Genomic DNA, 12,278 nt, shown 5'->3' with positions numbered 1-12,278 from the left:
TTCTGCAAGTGCTCCGCCGCGGGCGCATGATCGAGATCAAGACCCGCGGCGAGCTGGAGGCCATGCGGGCGGCCGGTCTCGTCGTCGCCCGCACCCTCGCAGCCGTGCGCGAACTCGCCCGGCCCGGCGTCAGCACGGCCGAGCTCGACCAGCTGGCCGAGCAGACGATCCGCGACGCCGGCGCGGTGCCCTCGTTCAAGGGCTACCACGGATTCCCGGCGTCGATCTGCGCGTCGGTGAACGAGCAGATCGTGCACGGCATCCCCTCGGACAAGCAGGTGCTCGCCGAGGGCGACCTGATCTCGGTCGACTGCGGCGCGATCCTCGACGGCTGGCACGGCGACTCCGCGGTGACCCTGGAGATCGGCGAGGTCAGCGAAAAGGACCGGCAGCTCTCCGAAGCGACCAAGCGCGCCATGTGGGCCGGCATCGAGGCCGTCCGCGCGGGCTCCCGGCTCACCGACATCTCGTTCGCCGTGCAGACCGCCGCCCGCCAGGCCGGCGAGGACGACGGCCGCGAGTACGGCGAGATCCTCGAGTACGGCGGCCACGGCATCGGCAGGCAGATGCACATGGAGCCGTTCCTGCCGAACGTCGGCAAACCCGGCAAGGGCCCGCGGCTCAAGCCCGGCATGGCGCTCGCGGTCGAGCCCATGCTGACCGGCGGCAGCGGCGAAACCCTCGAACTGGACGACGGCTGGACGGTCGTCACCGTCGACGGCTCGCGCGCCGCGCACTGGGAGCACACCGTCGCCATCACCGAGGACGGTCCCTGGGTGCTCACCCTGCCCGAAGAGTCCTGAGCGGCCACTCACACGGGTCTACTTGCCCCCCGGTCGACGGGGTACTGCACGGGTTGCGTACACTGTCAAGTCGGCGCGCTCATGCGCCGGTTCCAGCATGCTCGTGAATTCTCGCGAACCACATGGACCCGGGGCCGAGTGTGGCCGAGCACCACCCAGTAAGCAAGGACTCGAGCTCAAAGCCGATCACGCTGTGCACATCAAGCGTGCATCAGGGATTGCGGAGGACATGGCTAAGAAAGACGGGGCCATCGAGGTCGAAGGCCGCGTGGTCGAGCCGCTCCCCAACGCGATGTTCCGCGTCGAGTTGGAGAACGGCCACAAGGTCCTGGCACACATCAGCGGCAAGATGCGGCAGCACTACATCCGCATCCTGCCCGAAGACAGGGTTGTCGTGGAGCTGTCGCCCTACGACCTCTCCCGTGGTCGCATCGTCTACCGCTACAAGTGATCACGCCAGAGCTGAGCAGAGCAGGAAGCAGGAAGACGTGAAGGTCCAGCCGAGCGTCAAGAAGATCTGCGACAAGTGCAAGGTGATCCGCCGTCACGGCCGGATCATGGTGATCTGCGAGAACCTGCGTCACAAGCAGCGTCAGGGCTGAGAACCGCACTGCAGCAGGCCGCTTGACGGCTAACCCACCCTCCCCGTACCTGCCGGGCCGCGAAAGCGGTCCGGCGCACCCCCGGACTTCAGGCCGGGGCCGGGACACCCGGGGCGCAAGCCACGGGCACGACAGGCGAGTCGGTTCCGGAACCGGACGGGGAGCAGACCTGAAGACAAACTCGATAAAGGAGCACCAGTGGCACGACTCGCTGGCGTCGACCTTCCCCGCGAGAAGCGGTTGGAGATCGCGCTGACTTACATCTACGGGATCGGCCGTACCCGCTCGAAGCAGATGATCGCTGCTGCCGAGCTGAACGCCGACACCCGCGTCAAGGACCTCAGCGACGAGGATCTCGTCAAGCTGAAGGACTACATCGACGAAAACTTCAAGGTCGAGGGTGACCTTCGCCGTGAGGTGAACGCCGACATCCGGCGCAAGATCGAGATCGGGACCTACCAGGGTCTGCGCTGGCGTCGCGGTCTGCCGGTGCGCGGACAGCGCACCAAGACCAACGCCCGCACCCGCAAGGGCCCGAAGAAGACGGTCGCCGGCAAGAAGAAGGCTGGCAAGAAGTGAGCACCCAGGGCAAGAAGGTCGTTCGCATGGGCGGTTCCGTCCGTCGCTCCACGGCTTGTGTCTCGCCCAAGGCGCTCTACGCCCGCCCGATGGCGCTGCGGAACCTCTACACCGACGCCGGATCCATCATCCGCCGCGGGCAGCAGGAAGCCGTCGCCGCTCACCAAGAGAACGCGCGTTAACAGGAGAACCCTCAGACAATGCCACCCAAGAGCCGCACTGCGGGGGCCAAGAAGGTCCGCCGCAAGGAAAAGAAGAATGTCGCGCACGGTCACGCGCACATCAAGAGCACCTTCAACAACACCATCGTCTCCATCACGGACCCGACCGGCGCCGTGATCGCGTGGGCCTCCAGCGGCCACGTGGGCTTCAAGGGCTCGCGCAAGTCGACCCCGTTCGCCGCGCAGATGGCCGCCGAGAACGCCGCCCGCAAGGCGGCCGAGCACGGCATGAAGAAGGTCGACGTTTTCGTGAAGGGCCCGGGTTCGGGCCGCGAGACGGCGATCCGCTCGCTGCAGGCGGCCGGCCTCGAGGTCGGCACCATCCAGGACGTGACCCCGCAGCCTCACAACGGCTGCCGCCCGCCCAAGCGGCGCCGGGTCTGAGGAACGGGGAGGAGTACTAAGAAATGGCTCGTTACACCGGCCCCGCGACGCGTATTTCGCGTCGCCTCAAGGTTGACCTCATCGGCGGCGACCAGGCGTTCGAACGTCGCCCCTACCCGCCGGGCCAGCACGGCCGCGGGCGCATCAAGGAGTCCGAGTACCTCCTGCAGTCGCAGGAGAAGCAGAAGGCTCGCTACACCTACGGCGTTCTCGAGCGCCAGTTCGTCCGGTACTACAAGGAAGCCGTCCGGCGTCCGGGCAAGACCGGTGAGAACCTGCTGCAGATCCTCGAGTCCCGGCTGGACAACGTGATCTACCGCGCCGGCATCGCCCGCACCCGCCGTCAGGCGCGGCAGCTGGTGAGCCACGGCCACTTCCTGGTCAACGGCGTCAAGGTCAACGTGCCGTCCTACCAGGTGACCAAGTGGGACATCATCGACGTGCGGCCGAAGTCGATGGGCATGCTGCCCTTCGTCGCGGCCAAGGAGTCCTTCGGCGAGCGTCCGGTTCCGGCGTGGCTGCAGGTCGTCCCGTCGAACCTCCGCGTGCTGGTCCACCAGCTGCCGGAGCGCGCGCAGATCGACGTTCCGGTCCAGGAACAGCTGATCGTCGAGCTTTACTCGAAGTAACCGGTCTCTGCGACTGGTTACGGGCGGCGGCGTCCAGTGCGCCGCCGCCACGCCATCCCTTCGACGTCATATGGCGGGCGTCGTCTGGAAAGGAATTAAGGAATGCTGATTTCCCAGCGGCCGGCTCTCAGCGAAGAGACGGTCAACGAGACCCGCTCCCGGTTCACCATCGAACCGCTGGAGCCCGGCTTCGGCTACACGCTCGGCAACTCGCTGCGGCGCACGCTGCTGTCGTCCATCCCGGGCGCGGCCGTGACGAGCATCCGCATCGACGGCGTGCTGCACGAATTCACCACCGTTCCCGGGGTGAAGGAAGACGTCACCGACATCATCCTGAACCTGAAGGAACTGGTCGTGTCCTCGGAAGAGGACGAGCCGGTCACCATGTACCTGCGCAAGCAGGGCCCGGGTGAGGTCACGGCCGCCGACATCGTGCCGCCCGCGGGCGTCACCGTGCACAACCCGGATCTGCACATCGCGTCGCTGAACGGCAAGGGCAAGCTCGAGATCGAGCTGGTCGTCGAGCGCGGCCGCGGTTACGTTCCGGCCCTGCAGAACAAGCAGGCGGGCGCGGAGATCGGCCGGATCCCGGTCGACTCGATCTACTCGCCGGTGCTGAAGGTGACGTACAAGGTCGAGGCGACCCGTGTCGAGCAGCGCACCGACTTCGACAAGCTGATCCTGGACGTCGAGACCAAGCCGTCGATCACCGCGCGCGACGCGGTGGCCTCGGCGGGCAAGACGCTGGTGGAGCTGTTCGGTCTCGCCCGCGAGCTGAACGTCGACGCCGAGGGCATCGAGATCGGCCCGTCGCCGCAGGAGGCGGACACCATCGCCGCCTACGCGATGCCGATCGAGGACCTGGACCTCACCGTCCGGTCGTACAACTGCCTGAAGCGCGAAGGCATCCACACGGTGGGCGAGCTGGTCTCGCGCAGCGAGGCGGACCTTCTCGACATCCGCAACTTCGGCGCCAAGTCGATCGACGAGGTCAAGCTGAAGCTCGTCGGCCTCGGCCTCGCGCTGAAGGACAGCCCGCCCGGGTTCGACCCGTCCGCGGCTGCCACCAGCTACGACGGCGAGGGCTGGTCGGAAGGGGTCGCCGGCATCGGCGGCGGGATTTCGGACGACGGCCACGACGATGGCCAGGACTACGCAGAGACCGAGCAGCTCTGAGGCCTCGTGCCCGGACGCTGTGAGCTGAACTAGGAGAAAGTCATGCCCACCCCTACCAAGGGAGCCCGGCTCGGCGGGTCCGCCGCGCACGAGCGGCTGATCCTGGCCAACCTGGCCACTCAGCTGTTCGAGCACGGCAAGATCACGACGACCGAGGCGAAGGCCAAGCGGGTCCGCCCGCTGGCTGAGAAGCTGATCACCAAGGCGAAGCGGGGCGACCTGCACAACCGTCGCCTGGTGCAGAAGGTCGTCCGGGACAAGGACGTCGTGCACAAGCTGTTCGCCGAGATCGGTCCGCACTTCGCGGAGCGCGCCGGCGGGTACACCCGCATCACCAAGACGATGCCGCGCAAGGGCGACAACGCCGCCATGGCCGTCATCGAACTGGTCGCGGAGAAGACCGTGACGTCCGAGGCCGAGCGGGCCCGCAAGACCAAGTTCGCCAAGGACGAGGTCGCCGCCGCTCCGGTCGCCGAGGAAGCCGCTGAGGCTCCCGCCGCGACCGAAGAGGCCCCGGCTGCCGAAGAGGCTCCGGCCGCTGACGAGGCCGCTGCCTCCGAGGGCGACGCCGACGCCAAGAAGGACTGAGTCCTGCCGGCACTGTCTGAACCGGACGAGCCCGCCGCTCCCCACGGGGAGGGCGGGCTCGTTCGTCTGCGCTTGGACGTGAGCTACGACGGCACGGATTTCTCCGGCTGGGCCCGCCAGCCCGGCCGGCGCACCGTGCAGGCCGAGCTGGAACAGGCCCTGCACCGCCAGCCGCCGGGGGAGTCGGTGCCGAAGTCCGTGGTCGTCGCGGGCCGCACGGACGCCGGGGTGCACGCGACCGGTCAGGTCGTGCACGTCGACGTCGTCCCGTTCGCGCCTGGCGCGCCGGGCCGGATTCCCGTTGACGGGCAAGGAATCCCGGACCTGACGCGCATGCGCGGCCGGTGGAACAGACTTCTGCCCGCCGACGTGCGGGTGCTGAACGCGCGCGTGGCCCCGGCGGGTTTCGACGCCCGCTTCTCGGCGATCCGGCGGCACTACCGGTACCGCGTCTCAGACGCTCCGTGGGGCGTCGATCCGTTGCGCCGCAACGACACTCTGGCTTGGGGCCGTCCACTGTCGACAGAGCGGATGAACGCCGCCGCTGAGGCTTTGCTGGGCCTGCAGGACTTCGCGGCGTACTGCAAACAGCGCGAGGGCGGCACGACGATCCGCGAGCTGCAGCGTCTGGAGTGGACGCGGATCGACGAGCACCTGCTGGAAGTCCGGGTCAGCGCGGACGCGTTCTGTCATTCGATGGTCCGCAGCCTGGTCGGCGTCCTGCTGCTCGTGGGGGACGGGCGGCGCGGAACCGATTGGCCCGGCGAGGTTTTGGCGAGCGGGACGCGGGACAGCGCGGTCGCCCCGGCGCACGGGCTGACGTTGACGGCGGTGGATTATCCGCCGGACGAGCTGCTGGCCGCGCGGGCGGAGCAGACCCGGAACGTGCGGTCGTCGACTGAGCTTTAAGCCGGATCGGGCGGAAAAGAGCAGGCCAGGTGATGACTTTGCGGTCGAACGACGAGATGGAGCGTGCGCTCGCGTTGCTTGACGAGGCAGACGGGGTGAGCAAGCACGAAGCGGTGGTGCGAGCGATCGCGGACGCCGCGGCCCGCCGGGTCCGGGACGATCAGGTGCGCGAACTTTCCAGCGAAGGCCGCTCCCGCTACGCCGCCCTGCTTGATCGCCTGGCACAGTGAACATCGTGTACCTGACGCAGGACGCCTATCCGGGCGTGCCCGAGAAAGCCGCGGCGCTGCTGGAATCAGCCGCTGATCGACGGGAACAAGCGGCTCGGCTGGATGTCGGTGTACGTCTTCTACGGGGCTGAGCGGTTCCGGCATGGACGCGCCGGACGACGACGCGTACGACCTGATGATCGCGACGGCGACCGGGACCCTGCCCTATCAGTCGGTGGCCGAACGCCGGAAATGATAAAAGGCCTCCTCGCGGAATCCCGCAAGGAGGCCTTCACCGTTCTGCCCGCTTTCAGTCGCCTCGGCGAACCGGGCCGAGCAGCTGCTGTTCCTTCTGCGTCGTGACCAGCCGCAGTGGACGCCACAGGTTCGTGCCCAGCGCGACGACCTGGTCGTCCTTCAGCGTGGTCAGCTGGCGCATCATCTGCGGCGGCAACCGCCAGATCCGGGCCGCCAGTTCGGCCTGTCCGGCGGGCAGCCGCTGCATCAGCACGAGGTCCGCGGCGTTCGCCGTCGTGCCCGCCTGCGGGTGCAGGTACGGCAGCACGTACACCGTGGTCTGCCACGGCGACCGGGGCGGGAACAGGTCCTGCGGGGTCGGTCCGCCGTCGGTCACCACGAGCAGCGGGGCGTCCTCGGACGGGCGCGGCAGTTCGACCGGCGAGAGGCGACGGATCTGCACCAGCGGAGACGGGCGTCCGTCGCGGCTTCCGGCGGCCTGCTGCAGCACCTGCCACGCCGCGGGACGGCCGGTGGCCACTACGACCCACGCACCGGTCGCCATGGCGCGCAGCGCGACCTGGCGGGCCAGGTAGAGGCCGCCGACGAGCACGATGCGGGTCGGCTGCGAGCGCAGCGCGGAAACCGTCAGCGGCTCGCCCTTGAGGCCGGAACCGAGGACGACGCCGCCGCGGTCGCCGGACGGGCTGATCGCGTCGAGCATGGCCGGGTCGACGGTGAACTCCGGGGCGAGACCGGTGTTCTGCCCGGCGTCGCGAACTCGAGTGCTCATGCCGCCGCCTCCTTGAGGAGTTTCACGCTGGTTGCCGAGGAGACGACGGCATCAATAACGATGATTCGCTGGCAAGCGGCGCTCATGCGGTCCCTCCGATCGGCAGCGTCGCGGAGAACGCCGAGATCTGCATGCCCTTCATCGGCGTCAGGTCGACGTCCAGCCGTTCCGCGATGCTCTGCAGCCGCTGGTCGGCGGCGTCCAGCTCGCGCGGGTTGCGGGCGCTGAGCCGCACCACGCCGCGCAGGCCGATGCGGCCCTCGTCCGCCGACGGCGAGATCGCCATGGCGACCGTCGCGGACAGCGCGCGCACACTGGTCAGCCCGTTGAGGCTGCCGCTGATCTTGCCCTTGGGCCAGCCGGTGATCGCGTAACTGGAGTGCCCGATGCCGGCCGCGGTGACGCCGGTCCAGCTCTCCTGCAGGCTGACCTTCTCGTTCGAACCGGCGACCGCGGTGAGCTCGGCCGCCGAGATGCTGGCGCGCAGCAGTTCGTCCGGGTCGAGCGGCCGGGTCGGCACGCCCTGGGACTCCAGCGCGTTGCGCACCCGCGACAGGGCGCCGATCATCGCGCGGTGCGCGCCGACGACGCCGCCGCCGCGTTCCCGGATCGCCTCCGGGCAGCGCCGCGGGTCGAGCCGGACCGCGATCCACGTGGTCCGCCGGGCCGCCGCGGGCAGCGGGCCGAGCACCTCGAGGTAGGAACTGAGCGCCGGGGCGTCCGCGGGCATCGCGGCCGAACCCGGGTAGCTGTGCCAGATCATCTGGATGGAGTCCAGCAGCACGCCGCGGTCTTCCAGGCACGGGGCGAGCGCGGACAGCGGAAGGCTGGGCGCGCCGCCGGCCTGGGAGATCATCGCCGGCATCGGCTCGACGAGCAGGACCGCGGTCCAGGTGCCGTCGTTCCAGGCGATGCCGACTTCCTGCCGTTCGTGGTCGACCGCGTGCGCCACCACGAGGTCCGGCACGGCCAGCCGCAGCAGGCTGACCCGCGCGTCCTCCGGGCCGGTGACAGCGCTTTCCTCGGCGAGTTCCTCGATGCTGGTCGGCGGCGGAGGGGTCGCCACGCGGCCGTGCGAGCGGAACCGGTACCGCAGCGTCAGGGAGAGCCACTGGGTGAACCAGCGGCCGCCCACGCGCAGGAAAGCGAGGATCAGGCCGAGCGCGGCGACGCCGATCGCGACGTACTTGAGCTGCATGTTGATCGCGAGCAGCACGAGTCCGATCGCGACGCCGACTTCCAGCACGACGAGGTTGACCACCGGCAGCGGGCCGAGCGAGATCCCGCCCGAACGCCGCCGCGAGGGCGGGGCCATCCGGAGCGCGGTCGCGGCGCCGCCGGTCGGCGCGGGTTCGCTGCCTTCCGCGCCGCCGCCGCTGTTCGGGCCACCGGGGCCGCCGGGACCACCTGGTCCGCCGCCGCCGGGACCGCCCGGTCCGCCGGGACCGCCCGGACCACCCGGTCCGCCGGGACCGTTGCCGCCGGGACCGCCCGGGCGAGGAGCGTTAGGCCCGCCGCCGCCAGGACGTCCGGTCCGCGGGCCGGGAGGACCGGCAGGACCCGCGGGCCCGCCGGGACCGCCCGGGCCGCCGGGTTTGGGGCCGCCGGGACCAGGCTTGGGTCCGCCGGGACCACCGGGTCCGCCAGGCTTGGGACCGCCCGGCCCGGGAGCGCCGGGAGCCGCCGGAACGCCGGGACCAGGACCTCCGGGACCAGGACCGCCGGGCTTGGGAACGCCGGGTCCGGGAGTGACCGGTCCGCCGGGACGACCGGGACCGCCCGGTCCGCCGGGGACGCCCGGAGGGGGAGTGCGAGGGGGCAGGCCGGGTCCGCCGGGAGCCGCGCCGGGTCCGCCGGTTCTTCCGGGCCGCTGCGGCGGACCCGGGGGACGTCCCCCGGGAGGCGGTGGCGGCCCCTGCGGACCAGGCGGACGTGGAGGCGTGCTGACGGACATCCGCGCGTTCTCTTCCCCTCGTGAGTGCTGCGTACCCGGAAAGCCGGTCCCGGGATGCCTGACCCTAACCGGAGTTGGTAGAAACCCCACACCAGACGGTCCCCGTACGGCTATCCTGCGGAACCGTACCGCGACGGGGAGGACTGTAGGTCGAGAATGCCATCAACACCCACGACTAAGTCTCAGGTTCAGGCATACAAGTTCGTCCTGCGCCGGATGCAGTCCGCGCTGGTCCGCCGCGACGCCGTGATGTTGCACGACCCGATGCGCTCCCACGGGCGCGCGACCGCGGTCGGCGTGATCCTCGGCGTGCTCGGCGCCGTCGTCTTCGTGCTGTGGGGCCTGTTGAGCCCCGCGCCGTCGGTGCCGTCGTCGGACAACATCGTGATCGGCGAGCAGTCCGGCACCGTGTATGTCGTCACCGGGAATCCGGCGCGGCTGATCCCCACGTTCAACCTCGCGTCGGCGCGGCTGATCCTGATGGCCCAGAAACAGCAGGGCGGGCAGGGGCAGCAGGGCGGCCAAGGCGGCCAGCAGCAGGCGGCGGAGGTGAAGAACCCGACTGTCGTCTCGGATGAACAGCTGAAGAACATGCCGCGCGAGAAGCTCACCGGCATCCCGGACGGCCCGCAGCTGATCCCGTCGGCGGACCAGCGGATCTCCCCCAACTGGGCGGTGTGCGACGAGGTGGTGCTCGACCCGTCGCTGCCGCAGCCGGACTCGGTCAACAAGACCAACACGGACGTGATCGCCGGCATCGACAAGCTCGGCGGCGAACTGCAGGAGAACCAGGCGCTGCTCGGCGACGCGGGCAACGGCAAGACCTACCTCATCTACCGGCTGCCCGCGACGCAGAGCCGGCCGAACGCGAACACCGTGCGCGCCGAGGTGCCGTCCGGTTCCAACGACCCGGTGCGGTCCGCGCTGCATCTGCCGGCGAAGGCGCGCAAGGTGTCGCAGGCCTTCCTCAACGCCATCCCCGAGGTCACCAAGCTGGTCCCGCCGCCGGTGGCGGGCGAGAACACGACGCCGTCGAGCAGCTTCGACGGCCTGACCGTCGGCAACGTCTTCTCGACCCAGCCGACCGGCGGGGCGCAGGAGTTCTGGCTCATCGCCAAGAGCGGCATCCAGAAGGTGTCGCCCGCGGTCGCGGACATCGTCCGCACGGCCAAGAGCGGCGGCACGGCCACCACTCCGACGCTGGGCCTCGACAAGATCAACAACGTCAAGGTGCTGCAGCCGGGCGATCCCGACTACGTCAGGGTCGACGACTACCCGAAGGTCGTCCCGACCGTTCTCGAGGCCACCCAGGGCTCCCCGGTGGCGTGCCTCGGCTGGTCGCTCAACGCCGACCACACCCAGGCGCACACCTCGGTCTACATCAACAAGCAGATCCCGGTCGAGAAGAACGCCGACGGCACCTCGAAGATCCTCAGCGTCAGCAACACCGGCCCGAACGGCGTGCCGATCACCGGTTTCTACATGCCGACCGGGTACGGCGCGGTGGTGCAGTCGGCCACCGAATCGGACAAGACCTTCGGCAAGGGCCCGATCCAGCTGATCTCCGACCGCGGCATCCGCTACGGCGTGCCGGACGCGGCGACCGCGGAGGAACTAGGGCTGAACAACCGGCTGCCCGCGCCGGAGTCGATCATCGGGCTCCTGCCGACCGGGGCGTCGCTGAACGTGCAGAACGTGATGAAGCAGTTCGATTCGGTGCCGATCGACCCGAACGCCGGCTCGTACAAATCGCAGGCGGCCGGACAGCAGCAACCGGCCGGGAACTGACGGCGGGTCCCGTCCGTCACACTCGGACATAGCCGGGTGAGCGGAGGGACGAACGTGGCAGCGCCGGGAAGCAGTCCGGGAACAAGCGCCGTGCGGATCGACGGCGCGATCGTCGGCGGCTACGCGGCGAAAGTCGCGCGGGCGGCCGACGAACTGGAAACCGCCGCGGGCGAGGTGGGCGCGACCACTGCCGAGGCCTACGGCGAGCTGGCCGCGCGGCTGGGCGTGCCGGAGTCGTACGCGCAGGCCTCGCAAGCGTTGCGCGGCCAGCTCACCGCCGGGGTGGCCGCGCTGCGGTCGGTCACCGCGGCGCTGGAGCAGCTCACCACCGGCCACACTGAACGGGACGCCGACGCGGCCGAGCGGATCGAGCGCGCCGGGAGGATCTCGTGACGGAACCGTCTTTGGCGTACGTGACCGAGCTGGCCCGCGAACTGGGCGTGACCGATCCGGTCGCCGCCTACTACCGGCCGCTCACCGGTCGCTGGGAGGAACTGGACGCGGAGGCCGAAAGCCTGCGCGGCGCGGCCCGCACGGCGGCCCGGGTCTCCACGGATCTCGCGGAGGATCTCGGCCGGATCGACGCGTCGTGGTCCGGCCCCGACGCGGACGCGTTTGTCGCGTACCTCGGGGAAATCCGCGCCGCGAGCGAGGGAGCGGAGGACGCGCTCGACGCACTCGCCGACTCGATTGATCAGCTCACCGAATCGCTGCGCAAGATCGCGGGCGCGGCGGAAGAGGTGCTGGTCGACGCTGCGGATCTGCTCTCCGAATCGGCGATGCTGCCCAGCGGCGGCGCGTCCCGGGCGCGGTCGCAGCTGCGGGAAACCGAACAGTCGCTGAAGTCGTTGCACGAAGCCGCCGAGGACGTGCTGCGGGAGTTCGGCCGGTTGTGTGCGGGGGTGGACGCACCGGCCGGGAGCCCCTCGAGCATCGAACTGCGGCACCACTATCCGGCGCAGCAGTTCCGGCTGCACGACGCGGACGCCCCCGCGGCCGCTGCCGGAGAGTCCACTGCGGCCTCCTCGGCGTCCACTTCGGACGATTCGGTGACCCCGTCGGCGGCGGAGAATCCCCATCAGGGCAAGGAAACCGCCGCCGATCCGCGGTTGGAACAAGGCCAAGCGGGCATTCCGCCAGTCGAACCGGCCGCCCCGGCCGCGCAGCCCGCGGGGAACCAGGGTTCCGGTACGTCGATGATGCCGATGATGGGCTTCGCCGGAATGGGCGGCGGAGGCGGTGGCAGTTCGCAACACAAGCCGAGGCAGCGCACACCGGCGAAGACGTCCGAGATCTTCGGCGAGCCCGCGCAGGTGACCCCGCCGGTGATCGGCCAGGACCCGCCCGCCCGGCGGCCGGAGAAGGACGGGAAGCCGCCGAAACCCGGAAAGTGACCCCGGAGGGCC

The 12,278-nt window shown here is 70.0% G+C and carries 17 protein-coding genes; 15 read left to right on the top strand and 2 right to left on the bottom strand.

Annotated elements, in window-relative coordinates; genetic code table 11:
- Nucleotides 1-26: 26 nt before the first annotated feature.
- The 12 genes from map to F9C11_RS03340 all read left to right on the top strand — a co-directional run bounded on the left by map (nt 27) and on the right by F9C11_RS03340 (nt 6,252).
- Entirely contained in the window at nt 27-803 is a 777-nt protein-coding gene (gene map / locus F9C11_RS03395; protein ID WP_409186802.1) for a type I methionyl aminopeptidase, read from the top strand.
- A gap of 229 nt (nt 804-1,032) precedes the next feature.
- Nucleotides 1,033-1,254: a translation initiation factor IF-1 gene (infA, locus tag F9C11_RS03390; protein ID WP_004558881.1), complete on the top strand. Its 222-nt coding sequence runs from the start codon at nt 1,033-1,035 to the stop codon at nt 1,252-1,254.
- Nucleotides 1,255-1,291: 37 nt separating this feature from the next.
- A complete protein-coding gene (rpmJ, locus tag F9C11_RS03385) occupies nt 1,292-1,405 on the top strand; it encodes a 50S ribosomal protein L36 (RefSeq protein WP_004558882.1) in 114 nt (37 codons plus the stop codon).
- A gap of 198 nt (nt 1,406-1,603) precedes the next feature.
- Entirely contained in the window at nt 1,604-1,984 is a 381-nt protein-coding gene (gene rpsM / locus F9C11_RS03380; RefSeq protein WP_009072337.1) for a 30S ribosomal protein S13, read from the top strand.
- Nucleotides 1,981-2,166 (top strand): hypothetical protein, encoded by a 186-nt coding sequence (locus tag F9C11_RS03375; RefSeq protein ID WP_009072338.1) that lies wholly within the window; start codon nt 1,981-1,983, stop codon nt 2,164-2,166. Before rpsM ends, F9C11_RS03375 begins: the two co-directional genes overlap by 4 nt.
- Nucleotides 2,167-2,184: 18 nt before the next feature.
- On the top strand, nt 2,185-2,589 hold the full coding sequence (rpsK, locus tag F9C11_RS03370) for a 30S ribosomal protein S11 (RefSeq protein ID WP_009072340.1): 405 nt from the start codon (nt 2,185-2,187) through the stop codon (nt 2,587-2,589).
- A gap of 23 nt (nt 2,590-2,612) precedes the next feature.
- On the top strand, nt 2,613-3,218 hold the full coding sequence (rpsD, locus tag F9C11_RS03365) for a 30S ribosomal protein S4 (protein ID WP_037368514.1): 606 nt from the start codon (nt 2,613-2,615) through the stop codon (nt 3,216-3,218).
- 102 nt (nt 3,219-3,320) lie between these two features.
- A complete protein-coding gene (locus F9C11_RS03360) occupies nt 3,321-4,394 on the top strand; it encodes a DNA-directed RNA polymerase subunit alpha (RefSeq protein WP_037368516.1) in 1,074 nt (357 codons plus the stop codon).
- A 42-nt stretch (nt 4,395-4,436) separates the two neighbouring features.
- A complete protein-coding gene (gene rplQ, locus F9C11_RS03355) occupies nt 4,437-4,982 on the top strand; it encodes a 50S ribosomal protein L17 (RefSeq protein WP_009072343.1) in 546 nt (181 codons plus the stop codon).
- A gap of 72 nt (nt 4,983-5,054) precedes the next feature.
- A complete protein-coding gene (gene truA / locus F9C11_RS03350; protein ID WP_409183482.1) occupies nt 5,055-5,891 on the top strand; it encodes a tRNA pseudouridine(38-40) synthase TruA in 837 nt (278 codons plus the stop codon).
- Nucleotides 5,892-5,923: 32 nt separating this feature from the next.
- Nucleotides 5,924-6,121, top strand: coding sequence for a CopG family transcriptional regulator (locus tag F9C11_RS03345; protein WP_409183481.1), 198 nt, complete (start codon nt 5,924-5,926; stop codon nt 6,119-6,121).
- Entirely contained in the window at nt 6,118-6,252 is a 135-nt protein-coding gene (locus F9C11_RS03340) for a hypothetical protein (protein ID WP_409183480.1), read from the top strand. Before F9C11_RS03345 ends, F9C11_RS03340 begins: the two co-directional genes overlap by 4 nt.
- 158 nt (nt 6,253-6,410) lie before the next feature.
- Here the strand turns inward: F9C11_RS03340 and F9C11_RS03335 are convergent, their stop codons facing one another.
- On the bottom strand, nt 6,411-7,130 hold the full coding sequence (locus F9C11_RS03335) for a hypothetical protein (protein WP_009072347.1): 720 nt from the start codon (nt 7,128-7,130) through the stop codon (nt 6,411-6,413).
- A gap of 82 nt (nt 7,131-7,212) precedes the next feature.
- Nucleotides 7,213-8,445 carry a type VII secretion protein EccE gene (eccE, locus tag F9C11_RS03330; protein WP_409183479.1) on the bottom strand — a complete coding sequence of 411 codons (1,233 nt, stop codon included), beginning with the start codon at nt 8,443-8,445 and terminating at the stop codon, nt 7,213-7,215.
- 795 nt (nt 8,446-9,240) lie between these two features.
- Between eccE and eccB the strand changes: the two genes are divergently transcribed.
- The 3 genes from eccB (at nt 9,241) to F9C11_RS03315 (ending at nt 12,266) form a co-directional block, all read left to right on the top strand.
- Complete coding sequence (gene eccB, locus F9C11_RS03325; RefSeq protein ID WP_409183478.1) at nt 9,241-10,872, top strand: type VII secretion protein EccB; 1,632 nt, start codon at nt 9,241-9,243, stop codon at nt 10,870-10,872.
- Nucleotides 10,873-10,962: 90 nt separating this feature from the next.
- The gene (locus F9C11_RS03320) at nt 10,963-11,265 is read left to right on the top strand and encodes a hypothetical protein (protein WP_409183477.1); all 303 of its coding nucleotides are present in this window, start codon (nt 10,963-10,965) and stop codon (nt 11,263-11,265) included.
- On the top strand, nt 11,262-12,266 hold the full coding sequence (locus F9C11_RS03315) for a WXG100 family type VII secretion target (RefSeq protein ID WP_409183476.1): 1,005 nt from the start codon (nt 11,262-11,264) through the stop codon (nt 12,264-12,266). Before F9C11_RS03320 ends, F9C11_RS03315 begins: the two co-directional genes overlap by 4 nt.
- Nucleotides 12,267-12,278: the final 12 nt, after the last annotated feature.

It is taken from the genome of Amycolatopsis sp. VS8301801F10 (assembly GCF_046195355.1).
Classification (GTDB): Bacteria; Actinomycetota; Actinomycetes; order Mycobacteriales; family Pseudonocardiaceae; genus Amycolatopsis.
The sequence above is the reverse complement of the archived record's forward strand: the minus strand, read 5'-3'. Positions and strand labels throughout refer to the sequence as shown.

Excerpts from the sequence above, each read along its gene's own strand:
- map (WP_409186802.1), top strand. The coding sequence starts at position 27 with ATGATCGAGATCAAGACCCGCGGCGAGCTGGAGGCCATGCGGGCGGCC.
- rpsK (WP_009072340.1), top strand. The coding sequence starts at position 2,185 with ATGCCACCCAAGAGCCGCACTGCGGGGGCCAAGAAGGTCCGCCGCAAG.
- F9C11_RS03360 (WP_037368516.1), top strand. The coding sequence starts at position 3,321 with ATGCTGATTTCCCAGCGGCCGGCTCTCAGCGAAGAGACGGTCAACGAG.
- infA (WP_004558881.1), top strand. The coding sequence starts at position 1,033 with ATGGCTAAGAAAGACGGGGCCATCGAGGTCGAAGGCCGCGTGGTCGAG.
- F9C11_RS03335 (WP_009072347.1), bottom strand. The coding sequence starts at position 7,130 with ATGAGCACTCGAGTTCGCGACGCCGGGCAGAACACCGGTCTCGCCCCG.
- rplQ (WP_009072343.1), top strand. The coding sequence starts at position 4,437 with ATGCCCACCCCTACCAAGGGAGCCCGGCTCGGCGGGTCCGCCGCGCAC.
- rpsD (WP_037368514.1), top strand. The coding sequence starts at position 2,613 with ATGGCTCGTTACACCGGCCCCGCGACGCGTATTTCGCGTCGCCTCAAG.
- eccE (WP_409183479.1), bottom strand. The coding sequence starts at position 8,445 with ATGGCCCCGCCCTCGCGGCGGCGTTCGGGCGGGATCTCGCTCGGCCCG.
- eccB (WP_409183478.1), top strand. The coding sequence starts at position 9,241 with ATGCCATCAACACCCACGACTAAGTCTCAGGTTCAGGCATACAAGTTC.
- F9C11_RS03345 (WP_409183481.1), top strand. The coding sequence starts at position 5,924 with ATGACTTTGCGGTCGAACGACGAGATGGAGCGTGCGCTCGCGTTGCTT.